General features: G+C 70.3%; 16 protein-coding genes, 1 other RNA gene and 1 pseudogene. 8 read left to right on the top strand and 10 right to left on the bottom strand.

Annotation, left to right across the window (positions count from 1 at the left end; all coding sequences use genetic code 11):
* Positions 1 to 194: 194 nt before the first annotated feature.
* Complete coding sequence (locus ACWDR4_RS00615; protein WP_450402509.1) at positions 195 to 8,054, top strand: ricin-type beta-trefoil lectin domain protein; 7,860 nt, start codon at positions 195 to 197, stop codon at positions 8,052 to 8,054.
* 25 nt (positions 8,055 to 8,079) lie between these two features.
* A complete protein-coding gene (locus ACWDR4_RS00610) occupies positions 8,080 to 8,496 on the top strand; it encodes a hypothetical protein (RefSeq protein WP_450402058.1) in 417 nt (138 codons plus the stop codon).
* 72 nt (positions 8,497 to 8,568) lie between these two features.
* On the opposite strand, the gene rnpB is transcribed toward ACWDR4_RS00610, so the two are convergent.
* The 3 genes and pseudogenes from rnpB to ACWDR4_RS00595 all read right to left on the bottom strand — a co-directional run bounded on the left by rnpB (position 8,569) and on the right by ACWDR4_RS00595 (position 10,737).
* Positions 8,569 to 8,976: RNase P RNA component class A (rnpB, locus tag ACWDR4_RS00605), an RNA gene on the bottom strand.
* 115 nt (positions 8,977 to 9,091) lie between these two features.
* Positions 9,092 to 9,874 (bottom strand): annotated as a pseudogene (locus ACWDR4_RS00600) (DMT family transporter); the annotation flags it as partial.
* Positions 9,871 to 10,737 carry a helix-turn-helix domain-containing protein gene (locus tag ACWDR4_RS00595; RefSeq protein WP_450402057.1) on the bottom strand — a complete coding sequence of 289 codons (867 nt, stop codon included), beginning with the start codon at positions 10,735 to 10,737 and terminating at the stop codon, positions 9,871 to 9,873. The pseudogene ACWDR4_RS00600 and the gene ACWDR4_RS00595, both read right to left, overlap by 4 nt.
* Before the next feature lie 171 nt (positions 10,738 to 10,908).
* Between ACWDR4_RS00595 and ACWDR4_RS00590 the strand changes: the two genes are divergently transcribed.
* Together ACWDR4_RS00590 and ACWDR4_RS00585 are read left to right on the top strand one after the other, a co-directional pair.
* Entirely contained in the window at positions 10,909 to 11,697 is a 789-nt protein-coding gene (locus ACWDR4_RS00590; RefSeq protein ID WP_450402055.1) for a MerR family transcriptional regulator, read from the top strand.
* Positions 11,694 to 12,314 carry a hypothetical protein gene (locus ACWDR4_RS00585; RefSeq protein WP_450402054.1) on the top strand — a complete coding sequence of 207 codons (621 nt, stop codon included), beginning with the start codon at positions 11,694 to 11,696 and terminating at the stop codon, positions 12,312 to 12,314. Before ACWDR4_RS00590 ends, ACWDR4_RS00585 begins: the two co-directional genes overlap by 4 nt.
* Here ACWDR4_RS00585 and ACWDR4_RS00580 read toward each other — a convergent pair.
* Positions 12,265 to 13,737, bottom strand: a complete 1,473-nt coding sequence (locus ACWDR4_RS00580; protein ID WP_450402051.1) for an RNB domain-containing ribonuclease — start codon at positions 13,735 to 13,737, stop codon at positions 12,265 to 12,267. The genes ACWDR4_RS00585 and ACWDR4_RS00580 overlap by 50 nt on opposite strands.
* Before the next feature lie 138 nt (positions 13,738 to 13,875).
* Between ACWDR4_RS00580 and yaaA the strand changes: the two genes are divergently transcribed.
* A complete protein-coding gene (gene yaaA / locus ACWDR4_RS00575; RefSeq protein WP_450402050.1) occupies positions 13,876 to 14,658 on the top strand; it encodes a peroxide stress protein YaaA in 783 nt (260 codons plus the stop codon).
* 141 nt (positions 14,659 to 14,799) lie between these two features.
* Entirely contained in the window at positions 14,800 to 15,429 is a 630-nt protein-coding gene (gene eda / locus ACWDR4_RS00570; protein WP_450402048.1) for a bifunctional 4-hydroxy-2-oxoglutarate aldolase/2-dehydro-3-deoxy-phosphogluconate aldolase, read from the top strand.
* 13 nt (positions 15,430 to 15,442) lie between these two features.
* Here eda and ACWDR4_RS00565 read toward each other — a convergent pair whose 3' ends face one another.
* From ACWDR4_RS00565 to ACWDR4_RS00555, 3 genes are read right to left on the bottom strand one after another with little or no spacing between them, the layout of a single operon-like run.
* Positions 15,443 to 16,705 (bottom strand): bifunctional RNase H/acid phosphatase, encoded by a 1,263-nt coding sequence (locus ACWDR4_RS00565; RefSeq protein ID WP_450402045.1) that lies wholly within the window; start codon positions 16,703 to 16,705, stop codon positions 15,443 to 15,445.
* A 37-nt stretch (positions 16,706 to 16,742) separates the two neighbouring features.
* On the bottom strand, positions 16,743 to 17,486 hold the full coding sequence (locus ACWDR4_RS00560; RefSeq protein WP_450402507.1) for a zinc ribbon domain-containing protein: 744 nt from the start codon (positions 17,484 to 17,486) through the stop codon (positions 16,743 to 16,745).
* Positions 17,483 to 18,373, bottom strand: a complete 891-nt coding sequence (locus ACWDR4_RS00555; protein ID WP_450402043.1) for a Nif3-like dinuclear metal center hexameric protein — start codon at positions 18,371 to 18,373, stop codon at positions 17,483 to 17,485. The genes ACWDR4_RS00560 and ACWDR4_RS00555 overlap by 4 nt, the downstream gene beginning before the upstream one ends.
* A 269-nt stretch (positions 18,374 to 18,642) precedes the next feature.
* On the opposite strand from ACWDR4_RS00555, the gene ACWDR4_RS00550 reads away from it, so the two are divergent.
* Together ACWDR4_RS00550 and ACWDR4_RS00545 are read left to right on the top strand one after the other, a co-directional pair.
* Positions 18,643 to 19,827 carry a hypothetical protein gene (locus ACWDR4_RS00550; RefSeq protein ID WP_450402041.1) on the top strand — a complete coding sequence of 395 codons (1,185 nt, stop codon included), beginning with the start codon at positions 18,643 to 18,645 and terminating at the stop codon, positions 19,825 to 19,827.
* A 96-nt stretch (positions 19,828 to 19,923) separates the two neighbouring features.
* Positions 19,924 to 20,079, top strand: coding sequence for a hypothetical protein (locus tag ACWDR4_RS00545; RefSeq protein ID WP_450402038.1), 156 nt, complete (start codon positions 19,924 to 19,926; stop codon positions 20,077 to 20,079).
* 100 nt (positions 20,080 to 20,179) lie between these two features.
* On the opposite strand, the gene ACWDR4_RS00540 is transcribed toward ACWDR4_RS00545, so the two are convergent.
* The 3 genes from ACWDR4_RS00540 to ACWDR4_RS00530 all read right to left on the bottom strand — a co-directional run bounded on the left by ACWDR4_RS00540 (position 20,180) and on the right by ACWDR4_RS00530 (position 23,211).
* Positions 20,180 to 21,130 (bottom strand): 3-oxoacyl-ACP reductase, encoded by a 951-nt coding sequence (locus ACWDR4_RS00540; protein ID WP_450402035.1) that lies wholly within the window; start codon positions 21,128 to 21,130, stop codon positions 20,180 to 20,182.
* A gap of 30 nt (positions 21,131 to 21,160) precedes the next feature.
* A complete protein-coding gene (locus ACWDR4_RS00535) occupies positions 21,161 to 22,237 on the bottom strand; it encodes a Zn-dependent alcohol dehydrogenase (RefSeq protein ID WP_450402032.1) in 1,077 nt (358 codons plus the stop codon).
* Positions 22,238 to 22,347: 110 nt separating this feature from the next.
* Positions 22,348 to 23,211, bottom strand: coding sequence for a MaoC/PaaZ C-terminal domain-containing protein (locus ACWDR4_RS00530; RefSeq protein WP_450402029.1), 864 nt, complete (start codon positions 23,209 to 23,211; stop codon positions 22,348 to 22,350).
* Between the last annotated feature and the right edge of the window lie 166 nt (positions 23,212 to 23,377).

Here is a 23,377-nt window from a genome sequence, read left to right as displayed (position 1 = left end):
GAATTACCAGGTGGGGGTCGACGCGTATGCGTGCTTCAGGTCGGCTGTCATGGCTGGGGCCAATACGCCCAGTCCTGACAGACTCACAGAGACGGCGTCGGCGGCGAAACCGCACGGCGACCGTTCTTCTGTTGTCCTCGGTACTGACGGTGACCAGTCTGGGCGGTGAGGCACTCGCCGTCCCCGGCCCCGACATGAGCCGCGAGAAGTCGATCGCCGAGGTCGACCTCCCGGACCTGCCGGAGGCCACCGAGGTCGACGGCGACGAGGCCGCGGACAAGACCCTCACCCTGGCTCCCCAGAACCCGGTCGTCCCGTACACCCCCGACGCCATCGCGCCGTGGACCTCCGGTACCGGCAGCGCCACCCTCTCCACGGCCGACGCGCCCGGCACCACCAAGCCGGTCAGCAACAACCTGCCGGTCGCCATCGGCGTTCCGGCAGGCGGTGACCCCGCCGACCTGGCCGGCAACTGGACCGTGGGCGTGGCCCCGCAGACGACCTCGCAGGACGCAGGCGTCTCCGGCATCGTCATGAAGCTCACCCCGCCGGCCACCGTCGACCCGGCCGCCGAGGTCGCGATCAGCATCGACACCACGGGCTTCGCCGACCTCTACGGACCGCAGGCCGCCGACCGCTTCGGTCTGATGCTGCTGCCCGACTGCGTCTACTCCTCGCCCAACGAGGGCGACTGCGCCGACGCCGGCGGTGTGACCACGATGTCCGTCCCCCAGGGGGACAAGGACGTCAGGAACGGCAAGGAGAACTTCCAGCGGCTGCGCAGCACGGTGAAGACCGTGGCGGCCAAGGACGCGCCCACCAACACCACGACGGCCAGGAACGCCAAGACCCGCAAGATCCTCGGCGGCAACATCCCGGTCGCCGGCCTCGTCGGCGAGGGCTTCGTCTCCTCGAAGACGACGAAGGCGTCGCAGGCCTCCTTCCAGGACGGTGTCCAGCCCGCGGTCTCCGCGAACGGCGGCGGCACCGTCGGCGGCCTCGACACCGGCTCGTCGGTGTCCGGTGACTTCACGGCCTCGCCGCTGCTGTCCTCCGGCTCCTGGTCGTCGGGCTCGTCCTCGGGTGCCTTCACGTACTCGTACCAGGCGCAGGTCCCGGAGACCGCCGGCGGTCTGATGCCGAAGGTCAACCTGGCGTACTCCTCGCAGTCCGTGGACGGCCGTACGTCCTCGACGAACAACCAGGCCTCCTGGATCGGTGACGGCTGGGACTACAACGCGGGTTCCATCACCCGTACGTACGCCAACTGCCGTCAGGACTCCAAGAAGGCGGGCTCGAACAACTCCACGCACCGCACCGCGGACCTGTGCTGGGGCTCGGAGAACGCCACCCTCTCCCTCGGCGGCATGACCACCGAGCTGGTGTGGGACGAGACCAAGGGCAAGTGGTTCACGGGCAACGGCGACGGCTCCACCGTCCAGTTGGTCAAGGGCGAGGCCACCGGCAACGGCGCCAGGGACGGTGAGTACTGGGTCGTCACCACCAAGGACGGCATCAAGTACCACTTCGGCAAGAACAAGCTGCCGGGCTGGTCCGACCGCGGCACCGCCGCCGACGACCCGACCACCAACTCGGTCCTCACGGTCCCGGTCTACGGCAACCACTCCGACGAGGACTGCTACAAGGGCCCGACGACCACCGACTGGACCAACTCCTACTGCACGCAGGGCTGGCGCTGGGGCCTCGACTACGTCGAGGACGTCCACGGCAACGCCATGTCGCTGTGGTGGAAGAAGGACCAGAACTACTACGCCCGGAACTTCAACTTCAAGGAACCGGTCGTCTACGACCGCGACGGCTGGCTCGACCACATCGACTACGGCCAGCGCAGCAGCAGCATCTACACGGAGACCGCCCCGGCCCGGGTCGGCTTCTCGGTGGCGGAGCGCTGCTACACCGTCGCGGACGTCACCTGCTCCGAGGCCAACTTCACGTCGAAGGACCCGCGCAACTACCGGCCCTGGTTCGACACCCCGGCCGACCTGCGCTGCGCGTCCGGCAAGAAGTGCTGGAACGCGGGCCCGACCTTCTGGACCCGTAAGCGCCTCGACAAGATCACGACCTCGGCCCAGCGGCGCACCGACACCGCCGCCCGCCAGGTCGTCGACGAGTACCAGCTGAAGCAGAGCTTCGCCAAGCTGAAGACCGGCCCGAACACCGCCCTGTGGCTGGAGTCCGTCGAGCGCACCGGGTACGCCCGCAACGGCACCACCGACGCGAAGGTCACCCTCAACTCGGTGCGGTTCGAGTCCAACGCGGAGGACATGCCCAACCGGGTCAAGGCGGTCCACGCACACCGTCCCGGCTTCTCCCGGCTCCGTATCACCCGGGTCATCAACGAGTACGGCGGCGAGACCATCGTCCGCTACAAGCCGGTCGAGGGCGACTGCCTCACCGGCGACCTGCCCGTGCTCGACGTGCAGCCCGGCGACGACCGCGCCGCGGAGCTGGCCCAGCTGCAGGCCCAGCTCAAGACGAACAACCGGCTCTGCTACCCGTCGTTCTGGAACCCCGACCCCGAGGTCGAGGACATCGACTGGTTCCACAAGTACGTCGTGGACACCGTCGAGGAACTGCCCAACATCGACGGCAACTTCACCACCAGGACCGAGTACAAGTACAAGAACCCGGCCTGGAAGCTCGCCGAGGCCGAGTTCACCAAGAAGTCCCAGCGCACCTACTCGCAGTTCGCGGGCGTCGAGCAGACCACGGTCCTGACGGGGCCGATCAACGACGAGGGCACCGCGGACACCGCCGGCCAGCGCTCCAAGGCCGTCACCCGCTACTTCCGGGGGCTCGGCGACACCGTGTCCGTGAAGGACATCACGGGCGCCGAGATCGCCAAGGACGAGGAGCCGTTCGCCGGCCGGATCGCGGAGGAGCTCAGCTACGTCGACTCGACCAGGGCGGACTCCGACTGGCTGACCCGCTCGATCACCAAGCCCGCGGCCACCGAGCTGGCCAAGCGCAACCGTGAGGACGGCCTGACCCCGCTGCGGGCCTGGCGGGTCACGGAGCCCGAGGAGATCGCGTACACGAAGTCGTCGGGCACCAACTCCGACGACACGCGCACGGTGCGGTCGGTGAAGACGACGACGTCGTACGACCCGACGTACGGGCTGCCGGTCCAGGTGGAGTCGGTGGGCGACACCGGGAAGTCCGGTGACGAGTCCTGCACCAAGTCCGAGTACGTGCACCAGACCGGCAGGAACCTGATCGGTCTGAGCAAGCAGGTCCTTGTCTCGCCGACCACCTGCGCGGCCGCGAACTGGAGCGACCTCACGACGCTGAGCGGGGCCACCCGCACCGCGTACGACGGCGGGGCCTACGGCGCGACGCTCGCCGCGGACACCCGTGCTCTGGCGACGGAGACCTGGTCCCTCAACGGCACCGGCACCGGCTTCCAGACCAACGGGACGAGGGGCTTCGACGCGGTCGGCCGTGTCATCCGGCAGACCGACCCGGACCAGCTGAACCAGCCGCTCCAGAAGTCCTCCACGATCACCTACGCCTCCGAGGGACCGGCCACGGGGCAGGTCTTCAAGGTCACCACGACCAACCTGCTCGGTCACAGCCAGATCCAGGAGCTGGAGCCGGGCCGCTCGACCACGCTCAGGACCACGGACGCCAACGGGCATGTGAGCGAGGCGAAGTACGACCCGCTGGGCCGGCTCTCCGAGGCCTGGGCCGCGGGCCGCACCCCCGGCAGCGGCGTACCGGACTTCCGCGCGGTCTACACGATCCCGCCGGAGGAGGCCGACGCGGAGGACCCGAACATCAAGATCCGCAGGCCTCCGTACGTCACCACCTACACGCGGGGCTACGAGGACCGGATCGAGACCTCCGTCACCCTCTACGACGGCCTCGGCCGCGAGCGGCAGACGCAGGAGGAGGCCGACAACGACTCCGGCTGGCTGATCACCGACACGCTGTACAACACGTCCGGTGAGGTCTACCAGACGAACAACGCCTACCTGACCCAGGAGGCCAGGCCGGGCGAGCTGTTCACCCCGGTCACCGACACGGCCGTCCCCAACATCACCCGCTACACCTACGACGGTCTCGGCCGTGTGCTCCAGGAAACCCCGTACATGAAGTACGCGGACCCGGTCACGAAGGAGTCCAGCTCGAAGGCGTACCCGGAGCGGGGCGTCCGCTACGAGTACGGCGAGGACTGGTCGAAGGTCGTCCAGCCCGTGGGCGACTCGTCCTACCGCGTCTACACCGACGCGACGGGCCGGACCGTCCGCACGGACACCTTCAACCCGGCGGCTCCCGGCGGGTTCACGTCGACGCGCTACGAGTACAACGCGCACGGCCAGGTCGCGAAGGCCACGCCCTCGGCGGACCCGACGCACCCGTGGTCGTGGACGTACGACCACAACGGCCGGATGGAGACGTCCACCGACCCCGACGCGGGCACGACCGGCGTGGAGTACGACGCCCGCGGCCGCGTCCTCACGACGGCCAACGCCCGTGGCGTCAAGGTCTGGAACAGCTACGACGAGCTGTCGCGCCCGAAGCAGCAGCGCCTGTCCGGCTCGACCGGCACCGTGCTCGCCGACTTCACGTACGACACCGCCCCGGGCGGCAAGGGCATGCCCTCCGGCGCCACTCGCTACACGGACACGCTGGCGTACACGCAGTCGATCGGCGGCTACACGAAGGACTACCAGCCGACGTCGACCACGGTGTCGCTGCCGCAGTCGATCGTCGACACGTGGGGCTTCGCCAAGGACTACAAGTACGAGTACGCGTACTCCGACACCGGCATGCTGGAGGAGCAGACCCTGCCCGCGGTGGGCAGGTTCGCCTCGGAGAAGCTCGTCGTCCGCTACAACAAGGACGGCAGGGCGCTCTCCGTCTCCGGCAAGGACTGGTACGGGGCGGAGACCGCCTACGACGCGTACGGCCAGGTCCTCCGCTCGACCCTGGGCGCCCAGCCGTACCGCGTCTGGACGCAGGCGTCGTACGACGAGGGCACCGGCGAGCTCAAGGAGCAGTCGGTCTACCGCGAGAAGTCCGGCACCGGCACGGACACCTCCGTCGTCGGCGGCAACCTGGTCTCCGACCGGGCGTACACCTACGACCCGGCGGGCAACGTCACCTCGATCGCGGAGAAGTCCGTCGGGATCGAGGAGCGGCAGTGCTTCGTCTACGACCCGATGGGCCAGCTGAAGTCGGCCTGGACCTCCGACGACCAGGCGAACTGCACCACCCCGAAGGACGCCGACGGCACGCTCAACGTCGCCGCGGGCAAGGACAACTCGGGCTACTGGCAGGAGTACGAGTACGACCTGCTCGGCAACCGCACCAAGCTGACCGAGAAGGACCTCACCGGCGCCACCGCCAAGGACGCCACCAGCGGCTACGCGTACGGCAAGGCCGACGGCACCCAGCCGCACACGCTCACCAAGGTGACGAAGACCTACACCACCCCCGCGGGTGCGCAGGTCAAGGCCGAGGCCACGCGGCTGTACGAGCTGACCGGCGAGACCAAGTCGGTCACCTCGATCCAGAACGGTGACAAGCAGGACCTGACCTGGACGCCGGACGGCAAGGTCGACCGGATCACCGGTGCGGGCACCGGAGGCAGGACCCCGTACGTGGGGCTGGCCGACAAGTGCCTCGACCTGAAGTCGGGGACGACCACCGCCGGCCAGCCGATGCAGCTCTACCCCTGCAACGGCTCGGTGGCGCAGAACCTCAGGTTCACGCCGACCCCGGCTCCTGTCGGAGGGACGCAGACCGACCCCGACCGGGGCACCCTGTCGCTCCACGACTCCTGGTGCCTCCAGCCCACCTCGAACGCGGTCGGGGCGGCGGTCCAGATCCAGAAGTGCGGCACCACCGCCGCGCAGGTGACCGCCCAGGAACTGCAGCGCAACACGACCGGGCAGCTGACCCACAAGGCCTCGGGCCTGTGCCTGGCCGTCCAGGGCGCGAACTCGGCCAACTCCACACCGATCGTCCTGGCGACCTGTGACAGCTCGTCGTCCGCGCAGATCTGGCAGCCGCAGAACGAGACCCGGCACATCTACGGCGCCGACAGCAACCGTCTGCTCACCATCAAGGGCAGGCAGGCCACGCTGCACCTGGACGAGGCCGAGGTCACCGTCCAGCGGGGCGGTGTCCTGGTCAACACCCAGCGCACCTACTCCGCCCCCGGCGGCGCGGTCATGCGCTACGCCTACGGCACCGGTTCGGAGACCCTGGTCGCCCAGACCTCGGACCACCAGGGCAGTGCGTACACGGAGGTCGTCCTCAGCGGCGGCATGTCGGTGCGCATCCGCAAGCAGGACCCCTTCGGCAACGAGCGCGGCACCGCCGGTGTCAACCTGCAGAACCACAAGGGATTCCTCGGCAGGACCAGGGACGACGCCTCCGGTTTCCAGCCGCTCGGCGCACGTATGTACGACCCGGTGGTCGGACGCTTCCTGTCCGTCGACCCGGTGCTCGACCCGAACGACCCGCTGCAGTCCAACGGGTACTCCTACGCGCAGAACAACCCGGTCACGTACTCCGACCCGAGCGGTCTGTCGATCAGCCTGACCGCCTCGGAGAAGAGCGCGGCCCTCGCGGGCGCGGGTCTGTCACCGTCGCAGGTCGCGCAGGCGCAGGCCATGATGGGCAAGTCGCTGTCCTCGGTGATCCTCGCGATCGCCTGGGAGACGCTGAAGGACTTCATCGGCATCAACGACGCCATGGCCTGCTTCGGCGGGGACATGTGGTCGTGCGGAAGCCTGATCATCGGCGCGATCCCATGGACCAGGCTGGGCAAGATCCCGTCGGTCCTGAAGGCGATCAACCGCACCATCGACGCCATCCAGGCCTTCAAGGCCGCCAAGAGGGCGGCGGAGGCCGTCCTGAAGGCGGCCAAGGCCGCCGAGGCCGCCGCGCTGCGGGCCAAGAAGGCGGCCATCGAGAAGGCGAAGAGAGAGGCCGCGCAAAGAGCCAAGAAGAAGGCGGCCGAGGCGGCCAAGAGGAAAGCCGACGAGGCTGCCGCCGCGAAACGGAAGACGGGCAACCCGGTACAGAAGCAGGCGCAGGCCAAGGCGGCTCCGAAGGCTTCCTCCCACCCCGGTGGAAGCGGCAAGGGCTCCGGCGGCGGTGGCGGTGGCGGCAAGTCCGGCGGTTCCTCCCGGAGCAACGGCGGTACCAGCGGCAGCGGCGGCTCGGGCAAGGCGGCCGACTCGCCCGGCTGCAACAGCTTCGTGCCCGGCACGAAGGTGCTGATGGCCGACGGCTCCACCAAGGCCATCGAGAAGGTCAGGACCGGCGACAAGGTCGTCGCGACAGACCCGAGGACCGGGGAGACCCGCGTCGAGACGGTCACCGCCGAGATCAAGGGCCAGGGTCTCAAGCACCTGGCAGAGGTCACCGTCGACACCGACGGCGGGGCCGGTTCGAAGACGGACCGGATCACGGCGACCGCCGAACACCCGTTCTGGGTCCCCGAGCTGGGCCGGTGGCTCGACGCCACCGACCTCAGGCCCGGTCAGTGGCTCAGGACCAGCGCCGGTACGCATGTCCAGATCACCGGAGTGCAGCGCTGGACGTCGCTGGACTCCACGGTCCACAACCTGACCGTCGGCGACCTGCACACGTACTACGCGCTGGCGGGTGCGGCACCTGTCCTGGTCCACAACGACAGCTGCCCGACCGGCACCGGCAACTCACCGACCTACGTGGGCACGCCCAAGGACCCCGGGGTTCCTGAGCTCGTCGACGCGATCGAGGCTCGTTACCCTGGCCACGTGAAGGCGGTCGAGATCAAGATCGTCGGCGCGGACGGGAAGGACATCACCGACTTCGACATCGTGACCCGCAACGCGGTGATCCAGGTGAAGACCGGCACCGGCAAGGGCTCCGCCGGCGACCACGAGCGATACGAGTCGGCGACCGACCTACCGGTCATCAGTTTCATCTGGCCGAGCAAGAAGTTGAGGGGATCGGTCGTCCAGAGCCAGGAGAGGGCGGGCCATATGGTCACGACCGACCTCGAAGAACTCCTGGCGGTGATCGCCCCATGAGACGTGCGAGAACGGGGAGGTAGCCATGTCCTGGCCTTCCGTGGTCCTGCTGGCGAGCGCACGCGAGTGCGCCGCCATCGAGGCCGAGGTGCGGTCACTCGGAGTCGAGAAGGACCCGCTCAGTGACGGAGACTTCCTGCACTGGAACGGGAACTCCTACGCTCTGGACTTCTCGGGCGACGTCCTCTCGGACTTCGAGCCGGACGAGATCGAGGACGCGCGGGGGAGGATCGGGGAGGAACCCCGTGCGATCTACGTGTCCTGTCAGTCCATGGACGCGGCGCGCATGTTCCTGTCCTCCGTCCTCCGGGGCTTCTCGGGTCTGATCGACACGAACCACGGCGACGTCGTCGAGTTCGCCGAGTTCGTCGATCTGGTCGAGAAGCACCCGCGGTGGGACTGGCGCCGAACGGAGATCGCCGAGCTGCTCGGGCTTCCGTGAGGCTCCGCGAAACGAGGAAGGCCCCGCCGAACGGAGACGTTCGGCGGGGCCTTCCGGCGTGAGATGAGAGGGCAGACGAGTCGGGCTGTACGCCGGGTTCTGTGCCGAGGGTCCTCGCGGACGTCTCGGCGACGGCCATCCATCTAGGGCCGGCGTTGCCGCCGGCCTCGTGCGGTCTACCCGCGGACTCGGGCGGGCAGCCCTCGAACGTCCGCGCAGAACCGCCTTTTACAGCGGCTCCTTTTGACCTTGCTCCGGGTGGGGTTTACCTAGCTGCCCAGGTCGCCCTGGGCACTGGTGGTCTCTTACACCACCGTTTCACCCTTACCGGAGATCGAAATCCCCGGCGGTCTGTTTTCTGTGGCACTGTCCCGCGGGTCACCCCGGGTGGCCGTTAGCCATCACCCTGCCCTGTGGAGCCCGGACGTTCCTCGGGGAGCGCCCCCGAAGGGGAGTCCACGCGGCCGTCCGCCCGGCTCGTCTGCCGTGTCGACCATGCTACCGGGCGCCCGCCCCGACGCGGTCCAGTGGCCGTCGCCAGGACCGATCCCGCCAGGATCAGGGCGAAGGCGGCGAGGATGCCGGCGGTCAGGGGTTCGTCCAGGAACAGGGCGCCCGCCGCCACCGCTACCGCCGGGTTGACGTACGTGAACACCGTGGCCCTCGTCGGGCCGGCCTCCTTGATCAGCTCCAGGAACGCCACGAAGGCGAGGGCCGTGCAGACCACGCCCAGGACGGCCAGGGCGGCCAGGACGTCGGGGGACGGAAGTGTCGCCGGACGGGTCAGCACCGCCGCCGGGGCGTAGACCAGAGCCGCCAGGGCCAGACAGGGCGCCGTGAGGTGGAGTGACGGGACGTCCTTCAGGTGGCGTGCCACGATCAGCGGTGCCGTGGCATAGCCGACGACCGTCAGCAGCACCTCCGCCAGGGACCGCGCGTCGCCGCCCGTCAGGTGCGGGATCGTCAGGACCGCCACGCCCGCCAGGCCCAGGGTCAGGCCCGTGAGCCGCCGGATCCCCAGCCTCTCCGTGCTGCCGAAGAAGCGGGCCAGCGCGAGGCCCACTATCGGTACCCCCGCGATCAGCAGGCCCGCCGTCGAGCTGGACAGGTGGCGTTCCGCGTCCGTCAGGGTCCACCAGGGGCCGATGATCTCGATGACCGCGAAGGCCAGCATCGGGCGCCAGTACGTGCGGATCGTGCGCGGCAGGCCGCCCTGGCGGATCGCGAAGGGGAGGAGGAGCGCCGCGCCCAGCGTGCAGCGTACGAACACCACCGTGGACGGCGACAGGTCCGCCTCCACCGCCACCTTGATCAGCAGATACGGGATGCCCCAGACCACTCCCATCAGGGAGAACAACAACCAGCCGCGTGCAGTCATGCGGGCAAGTGTCGGCTGCCTCCCCGCCCGCCGTCTTGAACGCTGTTGCGGTACGCCGCCGGGGTCACCCCCAGCACCCGTCGGAACCAGCGGGTCAGGTGTGCCTGGTCGGCGAAGCCGACGAGTGACGCCACTTCGGCGGGCCGTAGTCCGGTCTCCAGCAGACCCCTGGCCCGGGTCACGCGGTACTGGGCGAGCCAGGCGTACGGGGGTATCCCGACCGTCGTGCGGAAGGCGCGGAGGAGTTGGTAGCGGGAGAGGCCCAGGTCGGTGGCGAGGTCGGCGAGGGAGGGCGGGGTGGTCAGCTCGTCGGCCAGACGGGTGCGTACGGCGTGGGCTATGCGGTCCGCGCCGGGGATCCGGTCGTCCGCCGGGCGGGCCGTGGAGTGGCGGCGGGCCAGTTCCGCCAGGAGCCAGGACAGCCGGGACTCGGTCTCCAACGGGTCGGGGCAGGCGCTGAGTTCGATGTGCGCGATGTGGAAGGCGGCGGCCAGTTCGGGGTCGTCGACGAGCGGCTCGCGGAAGTGCGGGAACCGGCCGTCGAGGGTGCCGTCGGTGAGGAGGGCCGGGTCGGCGTACAGGGCCCGGTAGGAGTACCCGGCGGAGGTGGCGGGGCCTCCTGTGTGGATCTCTCCGGGCTCCAGTACGACCAGGGAACCGGGGTCGGTGCAGATGCGGCCTCCCCGGTAGTCGATGACCTCGACGCCACTGGAACTGACGCCGACCGTGAACTCGTCATGGGCGTGCGGGGCGTAGACGTGGCGGTCGAAGCGGGCGGTGAGCAGGTCAAGGGCGGGGCCGCAACGGCCCAGTCTCGCTCTGGTCCACAGTGCCTGTTCCCGTCTGCCCCCGGCTGCGTTCACCGCTCCACGTTACTGCGCGGACGTCAGAGGAAGTCTGTCGTGTCCAGGTGCGGCATCGCGCCGATGCACCGCCCCGGGACCGAGGGGCGTTCCCTCGTTCGTGGTACGTCCTGACAGGCGCCGCAGGTTCTCGCTTGACCCTGCCGCAACGTCAGCGTTTCTACTGGTCCCATGCGGATCGGAGAGCTTGCCATCGCCGTCGGGGTCACGACTCGGACCGTGCGGCACTATCACCACCTGGGGCTGTTGCCCGAGCCCGAGCGGCTTGCCAACGGTTACCGGGACTACACGTTGCGGCACGCCGTCGTGCTCGCCCGGATCAGACGGCTGACCGAGCTGGGCCTCGGGCTCGCCGAGGTGCGGGACGTGCTCGCGGACGAGGCCGGGCGGGATCTCGTCGAGGTGCTCGCCGAGCTGGACGAGGACCTGGCCCGGCAGGAGGCCGCCATTCACGAGCGGCGGACGCGGTTGCGCGTACTGCTGCGCAATGCGGAGTCGCTGTCCGCCGAAGGGCCCGTCTCGCCCGAACTGGCCGCCATGTTCGCCGAGTTGGCGCATGTCTCCGACTCCCCCATGGCCGCCAAGGACCGCGAGATGCTCGCGCTCATCGAGACCACGGCGCCCCCGGAGGACCGGAAACGGCTGATGGACGCGCTGGGCGGTGCCTTCGCGACGCCGGAGGGGGCGGCGCGGGCGCACGAGGTCTATGTGCTGCTCGACGCCCTCGTCGACGCCTCGGCCGACGATCCGCGCGTGGCGGAGGCGGCCCGCGCCCTCGCCGGCTGCCTTCCCCGCGAGCTGTTCCTGGAGGCCGACATCGACCTCTCCCCCTCCCGGCTTCGCGCGAGCGGGGGGACCCCCGCCGACAGTTTCCTGCGCGCCGTCTACGACGACTTCGCGCCCGCGCAGGCCGCCGCCATCCGCGGTGCGCTGCGGATCGTCACCGGAGGAGAGACATGAGGATCGCAGGCATTCTGCTACGGCACGAGGGGCGGCTCCTCGTGAGCCTGGTCCTGTGGCTGACGCGGCGCCGGCACGGGATCGGGGACGGCGGACAGGCCTTCGGATACGCACGGGGGCAGGGCTCGACGATGTTCGCGTTCGCCTTCGTCTGCCTGGTCGAGACGGTCGCGATGTTCGTGCTGCTGCGCAGCTGGCCGATCGCGCACTGGACGGTACTCGTCCTGGACGTCTACACGATCGAGTTCGTCATCGGACTGCACGCGGCCTCCGTCGTCCGCCCGCACGTCCTCGACCTCAACTCGCGCTCACTGCGCGTCCGTCATGCCGCCCACGTCGATCTGAGGATCCCCCTGGAGAAGATCTCGACCGTACGCCGTGAGCTGCGGCTCACCCACCAACGGACCGAGGGCGAACTCAACCTCCCCATCGGCTCCCAGACCACCATCACCCTCGAACTCGCCCAGCCGGTCGCCCACTTCACCTTTTTCGGCCGCCGACAGGACATCCGACTCGTCCGCTTCCACGCCGACGAGGCCACCGAACTCGTACGCGCGCTACGGGCCGTCATGCCGGAGCGAACCGTACCCCCGCCGTCCCGAGTTCTGCCCTCGTGAGGCGTACCCGCAGCCGTTCGCCGAGGGGCAGCGGGGCGCCGTCGCCCTCGATGCGCGCGACCACCGCCGGAGACTCCAACTGCACTGTCCCGACCGTGGGTTCGTGTTCCCGCACGTCCACCACGCATCCCTCGAAGACCTCCCCCACCCGGTCCCTGAGCAGCGCCGCCTCGACGATGTCCACGCACCCGCGCTCCACCGCGCCCGCCCGTCTGCCGCCCTCGGCCATCTCCTTGGGCAGCGCGTCCAGTGCCGCCGACACCCAGTCGGGCGGGGGCTGTTCGGCGACGGCGGCGAGGCAGAGTTCGGAGGCGTACCGGTCGGCGAGGCGGCGCAGTGGGGCCGTGCAGTGGGCGTAGGGGGCGGCCACCGCGGAGTGGGTGGTGATCGGCGGGAGGTCGCCGTCGCGGAAGACCGTGTAGCCGGCGCCTCTCAGCAGCGTCGTGCACTCCTGGAGGAAGGCCGCGTGGTGGGGGCGGCGCGGGTCCAGGGAGCGGATCAGGGCCGCGTACGAGACATGGTGCGGCCAGTCGATGCGCAGGGCTTGTGCGGTGCGGCGCAAGCGGCCGACCGCGCCGTCCGGGGCGGTGGGGAGGGTACGGAGCACTCCCGTGCCGTACGTCAGCATCAGCTCGGCCGCCGCCATCCCCGTCAGGAGGGAGATCTGGGCGTTCCAGCCCTCGGCGGGCAGGGGTGCGCGGTAGGTGAGGGAGTACGTGCCGTTCTCCTCGACCACGATCTCCTGCTCGGGCACGTTCAGGGAGATGCCACCGCGTTCGACCTCCAGGCGTTCCCTGGCCCCGCCGATGTCCTTCAGCAGGGCCAGCGGCTCCTCCGCCGTCCCCGCGTCCAGTTGCCGCTGCACTCCCTCGTAGTCGAGTTTGGCCCGGCTGCGGACCAGGGCCCGGTGAACGTCCGCGGCGACGGTACGGCCGTCCGCGTCCAGGTCGATCGTCCAGAGTGCCGCCGGCCGGGTCCGTCCGGGCAGGAGGCTCGCGGCGTCCTCGCTGAGCGTCGGCGGGTGCAGCGGGGTCTTCTCGTCCGGGAAGTAGAGGGTCGTGACCCGGCGATGCGTCTCGGTGTCCAGGGGTCCGTTCGGTACGACGAAGGCGGCCACGTCCGCTATCGCGTACCGGACGCGGAAGCCGCCGCCGGGGCGGCGGGCGAGGTGCATCGCCTGGTCGAGGTCGGTGGAGGTGGGCGGGTCGATGGTGAGGAACGGGATGTCCGTGGCGTCGTCCGGCTCCGGGAGCGACGGAGACTTCGCCGTGGCCTTCGCCATGACCTTCGCCGTCCGCTCCGCCTCGGCCAGGACGGCGGGCGGGAAGCTCTCGGGGACGCCGAGTTCGGTGCGCAGGGCGGTGAGGGCGGCCCGGAGGGGGGCTTCGGGGGCGCCGGTCACGCGGATGTGGCGGCGGGGCATGAAACGAGCGTAGGCACAATCCGGCCCACCCGCCTCGCCACGCGACCGGTCCACTCGCCTCGCCACGTAACGGGCCCACCTACCTCGCCACGTAATCTGACGCGAGTCGAGCCCGCGTACCCGTTTGGAGAACTCACCGTGCTTGTCCTGCTGCCTCCCTCCGAAGGCAAGGCCTCTTCCGGGCGCGGCGCCCCGCTCAAGCCGGAGTCACTGTCCCTGCCCGGCCTCGCCGACGCCCGCGAGGCCGTCCTCGGGGAACTCGTCGAGCTGTGCCTCGGTGACGAGGACAAGGCGCGCGAGGTGCTCGGGCTCAGTGAGGGGCTGCGGGGCGAGGTCGCCAAGAACACGGAGCTGCGGACCGCCGGGACACGGCCCGCCGGGGAGATCTACACCGGTGTGCTGTACGACGCCCTCGACCTCGCCTCCCTCGACGCCGCCGCGAAGAAGCGGGCCGCACGGTCGCTGCTGGTCTTCTCGGGGCTGTGGGGTGCTGTTCGGGTCACGGACCGTATCCCCTCGTACCGCTGCTCGATGGGGGTGAAGCTGCCCGGGATCGGCTCGCTGGCCTCGCACTGGCGTGCGCCGATGGCCGCGGCGCTGCCGGAGGTGGCCGGGGGTGGGCTGGTTCTTGATCTGCGGTCCTCCGCGTATGGCTCCGCCTGGAAGCCGAAGGGGGAGGTTGCTGGGCGGACGGCGACCGTGCGGGTGTTGCATGCGCCGACTCGTAAGGTCGTCAGCCATTTCAACAAGGCGACGAAGGGGCGGATTGTGCGGAGTCTGGTGAGTGTGGGGGCGGTGCCCTCCGGGCCGGGGGAACTGGTGGAGGCGTTGCGGGATTTGGGGTACGTGGTTGAAGTTGAGGCGCCCAAGAAGGTGGGGACAGCTTGGGCGCTTGATGTGTTGGTGGACGAGATTCACTGAGCGGTTGGTTGTTTGTTGTCTGCTGCGCCGTCGTGGCTTGTCGCGCAGTTCCCCGCGCCCCTGAAGGCCGATAGCCGCGCCCTATTGCAGCATGTGCAACGTTCTTTGCGTGTGCTGCAAACTGCGGGCAGGATGGCGCGCATGCCCGCTTCCCTCGTCCCCTCCGTCCTCGACCTCGCCCCTGTCATCCCCGTGGTCGTCGTTGAGGAGCTGGTCGATGCCGTGCCGCTGGCCCGGGCGCTCGTCGCTGGGGGGCTGTCGGCCATTGAGGTCACTCTTCGTACCCCCGTCGCGCTCGATGCCATTCGGGCCATCGCCGACGGGGTCCCGGACGCGGTGGTCGGTGTCGGTACCGTCGTCTCGCCCGTGCAGGTGTCCGATGCGCTGGCCGCCGGGGCGCGTTTCCTGGTCAGCCCGGGCTGGACCGACGTACTGCTGGAGTCGATGCGGGCGTCCGGGGTGCCGTTCCTGCCGGGGGTGTCGACGACGTCGGAGGTCGTGGCGCTGTTGGAGCGTGGGGTGCGGGAGATGAAGTTCTTCCCGGCCGAGGCTGCGGGCGGGGCCGCCTATCTGAAGGCTCTGGCCGGGCCGCTCCCCCAGGCCCGGTTCTGTCCGACCGGGGGGATCGGTCCCGCGAACGCCCCCGAGTATCTCGCGCTGCCCAACGTCGCCTGTGTGGGCGGGAGTTGGATGCTTCCGGCGGATGCCATCGCCGCGCGCGACTGGGACCGGGTCGAGGCGCTCGCCCGCGAGGCGTCCGCCCTCAAGTAAGCAGCGCGGCGCCTCAGCGCAGGTGAGACGTGTCGTTGAACAGCCGTACGCTCGCATTGCCGTCCGCGTAGTACGCCACTGCCGACAGTGAGGCCGCCGAGAGTTCCATGCGGAACAGGGACTCGGGCGGGGCGCCAAGCGCGAGGCGGATGAGGGTCTTGATGGGGGTCACGTGGGTGACCAGCAGGACCGTACGGCCCGCGTGGGCCGCGATCAGCTTGTCGCGGGTGACGGCCAGTCGGCGTGCGGTCGCCGCGAAGCTCTCGCCGCCGCCCGTCGGTTCGGCCTTCGGGGAGGCCAGCCAGGCGTTCATGTCGTCCGGGTAGCGCTCGCGCACCTCGCCGAACGTCAGGCCCTCCCACGCACCGAAGTCCGTCTCGCGCAGCCCGTCGTCGATCGTCACGTCGAGGCCCAGGCGGGTCGCCACAGCGGCGGCGGTCTCACGGGTGCGGGTCAGGGGGGACGCGATGATCGCCTCGATCGTGCCGCGCCTGGCCAGGGACTCCGCCACCCGCTCGGCCTGGTCCCGGCCCACGTCCGAGAGGGACGGGTCCGTGCCGCCGCTGCCCGAGAAGCGCTTCTGGGGGGTGAGGGGGGTCTCGCCGTGGCGGAGGAGTACGAAGGTGGCGGGGGCGCCCATGTCCGCCGGGGCCCAACCTGTGCTGGGGGTGGCTACGTTGCGTGCGGCGCGGGCGTCGGCTTCGGCTTTCGCGTCAGCGGTGGTCGTCACAGTTGCGGTCAGTGGGGGCTGGTCGCGCCCGCGCGGCGGAGCCGCATGTGTCACAGCCCCGCGCCCCTTAGGTGGGACGCCTGAGCCTGCGCTGCGAAGTTCCGCCGTCGAATCCGCCGCCGACCACTGCTCGCCCCGCTTGCCCGCGTCCATCGCCTCGTTCGCCAAGCGGTCCGCGTGCTTGTTCTGCTCCCTCGGGATCCACTCGTACGTCACCTGCCCGGCCGCCGGGAACACCCGCGCCGCCTCCGCGGCCAGCGGCTTCATGTCCGGGTGCTTGATCTTCCAGCGGCCCGACATCTGCTCGACGACCAGCTTGGAGTCCATCCGGACGTGGATCTTGGCCGTGGAGTCCAGTTCGCGGGCCGCGCGCAGGCCGGCCACCAGGCCGCGGTACTCGGCGACGTTGTTCGTGGCGACGCCGATGTACTCGGCCACCTCCGCCAGCGTCTCGCCCGTGGCCGCGTCGATGACGACGGAACCGTAGCCCGCGGGCCCCGGGTTGCCCCGGGAACCGCCGTCCGCCTCGACGATGAACTCCCGCACGCCACAAGCTCCTTGCTCATCCAGCAGAACAGAACTGCTACAGACCTGACTCCGACGTGCGCACCAGGATGCGACGGCAGTTCTCGCAGCGCAGTACGGCGTCCGGAGCCGCCGCCTTCACCTCGTTGACCTCGGTGATGTTCAGCTCCAGGCGGCAGCCCTCGCAGCGGCGCTGGTAGAGACGGGCGGCGCCGACCCCGCCCTGCTGCGAGCGCAGCTTGTCGTACAGCTTGAGGAGGTCGTCGGGCACCACACCCGCGATGACCTCGCGCTCCTTCGTCGCCGTGCCCACCTCGCCGGCGAGGGACTCGTAGGCCGCCTCGCGCCGGGCGGTCGCGTCGTCGATCTTGCCCTGGACGGCGCCGACGCGCTCGGTCAGCTCGGCGACGCGCTCCTGCGCGGACTCGCGGCGCTCCATGACCTCCAGGACGACATCCTCCAGGTCGCCCTGCCGCTTGGCGAGGGAGACGATCTCGCGCTGGAGGTTCTCCAGGTCCTTGGACGAGCTGACGGCACCGGAGTCCAGGCGCTGCTGGTCGCGGGTGGCGCGCTGGCGCACCTGGTCCACGTCCTGCTCGGCCTTGGTCTGCTCGCGGGCGCAGTCGCTCTCCTCGGTCGTCGCGGCCACCAGCAGGTCGCGCAGCTGCGTGAGGTCCTTGGTCAGCGACTCGATCTCGGCGTGCTCGGGCAGCGACTTGCGCTTGTGCGTGAGCTGCTGGAGGCGTACGTCGAGGGCCTGGACGTCGAGAAGTCGGATCTGGTCGGCGGGCGCGGCGTTCAGTTGGGGGCTCCCAGTGCTTCAGAGGTGGTGGTGGACGCCGCGTGGGCGGTCCAGGGGTCGGTGACCGTGGCGGAGACGTGGACGCGAAGGCCCCATCCGTTCCGGTCGGAGATCTCGTCGAGCTGGGCGGCGGCCAGCTCGCACCAGGGCCACTCGGTGGCCCAGTGCGCGGCGTCGAGCAGCGCGAGGGGCTTGTGGGTGCCGTCGGCGCCACTGCCATGGGCGCTGTGGGCGCGTGCCTCCGACACGGGGTGGTGGCGCAGGTCCGCGGTGAGGAAGGCGTCGACGCCGGCCGCGCGTACGTCGTCGAAGAGGCTGTCGCCGGAGCCGCCGCTGACGGCGACCGTGCGGACGAGCGCCTCGGGGTCGCCGGCGACCCGGATGCCCTGCGCGGTCGCGGGCAGCCGTTCGGCGGCGCGTGCGGCCAACTCGCGGACGGTCAGCGGGTGGTCCAGCTCGCAGACCCGGCCGAGGCCGCGCCGGCCTGCCGGGTCGGAGGAGTCCGGTACGAGCGGACGTACGACCCGCAGGCCGAGGGCGCCGGCGAGGGCGTCGCTGACTCCCGGGTCGGCGCGGTCGGCGTTGGTGTGGGCGACGTGGAGGGCGATGTCGTGCTTGATGAGGGTGTGCACGACCCGGCCCTTGAAGGTGTCCGCCGCGACCGTGGTCGTACCTCGGAGGTAGAGCGGGTGGTGGGTGACCAGCAGGTCCGCGCCCAGCTTCACCGCCTCGTCGACGATGTCCTGGACGGGGTCCACCGCGAACAGGACCCGCGAGACCTCCTGGTCGGGGTCGCCCACGACGGTGCCGACCGCGTCCCAGGACTCGGCCCGCTCGGCGGGCCAGAGGGCGTCGAGGGCGGCGATGACTTCAGACAGACGGGGCACGAACGCAAGGCTACCTGGCTGGTCTGTACGGCTGAACCGGTACGCCCGCCCCACCGCCGTCCCCACCGCCGTCCCCACCGCCGTCCTCACTGTCACCCCACCGCCGTCCCCACTGCCGCCCCACCGCCGTCCCCGGTCCCGGCCAGCACACGCGTCACGGTTTCCTCAGGCGAATCGTTCCTTGGCCACCCTTATGTGTGAAGTGGGAGCCGCCCGGTCCCACGCCCGTGCGTGCGAAAACTAGCTTCGTCGCTGGAGGTGACCGATCGATGACAGCCTGTGCGATCGAACCCGGCACGGAGGACGGGTTGTCCCCGGGGGCGGAGTGCGTGATCACTGCGGACGGTGCCTACGCGGCCCGGCTCGCGCGGAGCGGCGACTCCTGGTTCCCGGAGCGCTGGACACTCGACGGACCCGAGCCGTACGCCGTACCACTGCCCGGCAACCAGCCGGAGGAGCCCGGCACGCAGGTGCTGCCGATGGGCGACGGGCGGGTCCTCATCCACCGCCTCGTCGACGGCCGGCACACCTTCGCGCTGCTCTACCCGACCGGCCCCGGCACCGGCGAACTCCCCCTCGGCGCGGTCGAGTGCCCCGACGCCGGCACCCCGCTGCGGCTGCTGCCCCCGGCGCCGGGCGGCGACCGCGCGTACGCCCTCGCCCTGGGCCGGCGTTCGACGACGGTGTGGCTGGTGGCGGGCGGCGCCTTCGGGCCCGAGTACGTCACGGAGGTCCCCGGGCGCTGCTCGGGCGGGGTCTGGCTGGACCGTACGGGCCGGCTGCTCGCCCTGGACCGGGAGGTCGCGGGGCGGACGAAGGCGGTCGTGGTCGATCTGGAGCGCCACGGCGAGGTGTCACCGCTGCTCCAGATCTCGGCGGAGAGCAACGACCGGCTACTGCTCGCGGACGCGGACAGCGGGCTGCTGCTGATCGGCTCGGACGCGCCCTCGCCCGGCGGGCCGGAACGGCTGGGCTGGGGAGTGCTCGGCAGCACCCTGCCGGTGCGGTTCCCGGAGTGTCTGCGGGTCGAGGGGTGCGCGCTGACTCCGTTCGCGATCCAGCCGGGGCAGGTGCTGACGCCGGAGGGGTGTGGGGTGGCGCTGCGGATCGACGGTTCGGCGGGGAGCTGGGTCGGGGTGTGGCGGCCCGCCGGGCGGCAGGTGCGGCACTTTCCGGCACCGGAGGGGTGGCTGCGGGGAGTTGGGCTGTGGAGCAGGGACGGGGAGCTTCAACTGCCGTACGCGACGGGGGAGGTGCCGTGCGGAGTGGCCCGGGTGCGGGCCGAAGAGCCGGAGGAGGAGGCGGAAGGGGAGGCGACGCCGGGTCCGGAGGAGAGTGCTCCGACGCCCGTCGTGGTGGCTCGGCCGGTGCCGCTGCAACAGGCTCCGCTGGCGCGGCTCGTGACGAAGGCCGAGAAGCCCGGTAACGAAGTGACGAAGCTTGTAACAAACTAGTTCCGGTCGGCGTGTGCGGCTCGTGTCACCCCGAGGCGCGCCGGTTAAGATCGTCCGGCTGTTAGAAAGATCATGTTGACGGGGTGAACCATTCCGATGAACGACGCAAGCAACAAGCAGCCGATGTCCGCCGACGCCCACGAGAGTACGGGCCACGGCAAACACCGGGGACCGGTCTCGGTCCAGAACGACGAGGCGACCCCGAACGGCCGTCACCGCAAGCCGTCCGAGCAGGCCGAGAACAGGGCCTGACGGTACGTCGAGCGACGGTACACAAGCTGTACACGGCTCCGCCCTTCTCGTATGGGCGGAGCCGTTGCCGTTTCCGTAAGTCGCTTGCTACTGCCCGCGTTTACTGCCCGCGTTTGAGTCCGAGCACCTCCGCCGCCGCGAACGTCTCCCCCGTGGGCCGCTGCGCGTAGTGCGGGGTGAGGAGCGCGTCCAGTTCGTCGTAGGTGAAGGTGTCCTGCTTGCTGTCGAACTTGGCGGCCACCCGCGGGCGTTCGACGACGGCGACCATTCCGCCGTGGACGACGAGCAGCTGTCCGTTGACGTGTTCGGCGGCGGGCGAGGCCAAGTAGCCGACGAGCGGGGCGACATGCTCGGGGGCGAGGGGGTCCAGGCCACTGTGGCCGCCGTCCGGCTGCTCGAAGCCCTGGAAGACGTCCTCGGTCATACGGGTCCTGGCGCGGGGGCAGATCGCGTTCGCCGTGACGCCGTACTTGGCGAGGGCGAGGGCCGTGGAGGTGGTCAGCCCGACGATTCCGCCTTTCGCGGCGGCGTAGTTGGGCTGTCCCGCCGAACCGGCGAGGAACGCCTCCGAGGACGTGTTCACGATCCGCCCGTACACCGGAGCACCGCTCGCTTTGGACCGTTCGCGCCAATACGCGGCGGCGAAGTGGGTCGTGTTGAAGTGGCCCTTGAGGTGAACTCGTATGACGGAGTCCCACTCCTCCTCCGTCATGGAGAAGACCATGCGGTCGCGCAGGATGCCCGCGTTGTTGACGAGGACGTCCAGCTTGCCGAACTCGGCGATCGCCAACTCGACGAGTTCACGGGCCTGTTGGTGGTCGGCGACGTCTCCGGTGTGGGCGACCGCCGTGCCGCCCGCCGTGCGGATCTCGGCGGCGACCTCCTCGGCGGGGGTGGCGGACGCCTCTCCGGAGCCGTCCCGGCCGGGCTGCCCGTAGTCGTTGACGACGACGGCCGCGCCGAGCCGGGCCAGCTCCAGCGCCTCGACCCGGCCGAGACCGCGCCCCGCGCCCGTGACGATCGCGGCGAGCCCCTCAAGTGGCAGTGACATCCTCACCCCTCCGCCTTCAGCTCTCAGGTGTCAGATCTCGATGCACGTACGCAGCGCGGTTCCCGTACGCATCTGGTCGAGGGCCTCGTTGATGCCGGAGAGCGGTACGCGGTGGGTGATGAGGCCTTCGAGGTCGACGCGTCCGGCGCGCCAGAGGGCGATCGTGCGCTCGTAGGACCGCAGGACGTCGCCGCCGCCGTACATGGACGGCAGGATGCGCTTCTCGTCGAAGAACAGCTCGAACATGTTGAGTTGGAGGTTGTCGTCCATGGCGCCCGCACCGACGACGACCATGGTGCCGCCGCGCCGGGTGGTGTCGTAGGCGGTGCGGGCGGTGGCGGAGCGGCCGACGACCTCGAAGACGTAGTCGAACCCCTCGCCGCCGGTGACCTGTTGCTTGGCGTCGGCCAGCTCGTCCGGCGAAACGGCTTTCGTGGCACCGAACTTGAGCGCGGACTCCCGGCGCGAGACGACCGGGTCGACGGCGACGATCTCGGCGGCGCCCTGGAGCCGGGCGCCCTGTATCGCGGAGATGCCGACGCCTCCGCAGCCGATGACGGCGACCGACGAACCGGCCGCCACATTCGCGGTGTTGATGGCGGCGCCGAGTCCGGTGGTCACCCCGCAGCCGATGAGGGCGGCGATGTCGAAGGGCACGTCGTCGGGGATGGGGACGGCACAGCCGGCGTCGACGACGACCTCCTCGGTGAAGGTTCCGGTGCCCGCCATGCCGAAGACATCGCCGCCGGGGCGACGGAAGTTGGGGGTGCCGGCGTTCATGAACCCGGAGAGACACAGTTCGCTCTGCCCGCGCTTGCAGGCGGGACACGCCCCGCAGGCGGGCAGCCAGCACACGACGACCCGGTCACCGGCCTTCAAGTGCCCGACGCCGTCCCCGACTTCGAGGATCTCGCCGGCGCCCTCGTGGCCGGGGACGAAGGGCGCGGGCTGTGGCAGTACGCCGTTCATCGCGGAGAGGTCCGAGTGGCACAGCCCGGTGGCCCGTACCCGGATCCTCACCTTGCCGGGACCGAAGCCCACGGCCTCGACGTCGTCGAGGACATCGAGCTTGTCCTGCCCGATCTCGTGCAGTACGGCTGCGCGCATGATGCGGCTCCCCTCAGGAATGTGCTCGGCTCAACTCACGGGCGTACGACTCACGGACGTGTGGTTCATGGACGTGCGGTTCATGGACGTACGACCCACTGACGTACAGCTCATGCGGAGTGTTCGACGACGGTGTCGGCCAGTACCGGCGCGTCGTCCCGTTCGACGGCGGTGACCGACACCTGGACGCGGTCCGGTTCGGGCGTCCACATCCGGATGCGCAGGGTTTCGCCGGGGAACACGACCCCGGCGAAGCGGGTGCGGTACGCGCGGACCCGGCCGACGTCCCCGCCGAGCACCGTGTCGACGACCGCCTTGAGGGTCATGCCGTACGTGCACAGCCCGTGCAGGATCGGCCGTTCGAACCCGGCGCGGGCGGCGAACTCGGGGTCGGCATGCAGGGGGTTCCAGTCGCCGGAGAGCCGGTAGAGCAGCGCCTGGTCCTCCCGGACGGTCCGCTCGACGACCTTCGCGGGCTCACCGTCGGGCACCGGAAGCCGGTTCGAGGGCCCCCGGTCGCCGCCCCAGCCGCCCTCCCCGCGTACGAAGATCTGCGCGTCGCTCGTCCACAACGGACCGTCGGCGTCGGCGACTTCGGTGCGCATGACGAGGATCGCGGCGCTGCCCTTGTCGTACACGGCGGCGATGCTCCCGGTGGCGAGCGCCCTGCCCTCGACCGGGATCGGGCGGTGGACCTCGATGCTCTGGCCGCCGTGCAGGACGTGGGCGAGGTCGACGTCGACGCCGGGCATCGATAGGCCGCTGATGACGTCCGGGGAGTCGTTGCCGGCGACGGTGGCGAAGCTGGGCAGGACGTGCAGCCGGGATTCGAGGGTGTAGCGGAGTTCGCCGGGGTCGGTCGCGGGGACGCCGGCGCCGATGCCGAGGTGGTAGAGCTGGACGTCCTTGCGGCCCCAGGCGATCTCTGCGGACCGGGGTTCGGCGGCGACGGCCTTGGCGGCGTCAATGGGCATGGGACTCCTGATCAACTGGCGGAACGGACATCGCAGCAGTACGAACATCTCGCGGAACTGAGACCTCGGTACGGTCGTCCGCACCGTCGGCCGCACCGAGGTCGATACGGGCCGTTCTAGAACGCGTTCCAGTCCGGCGCCTTCTGTTGTATAGCCGAGCGGTCCT

It is taken from the genome of Streptomyces sp. NPDC000878 (assembly GCF_053599695.1).
This window is presented reverse-complemented; position numbering and strand designations above follow the sequence as displayed.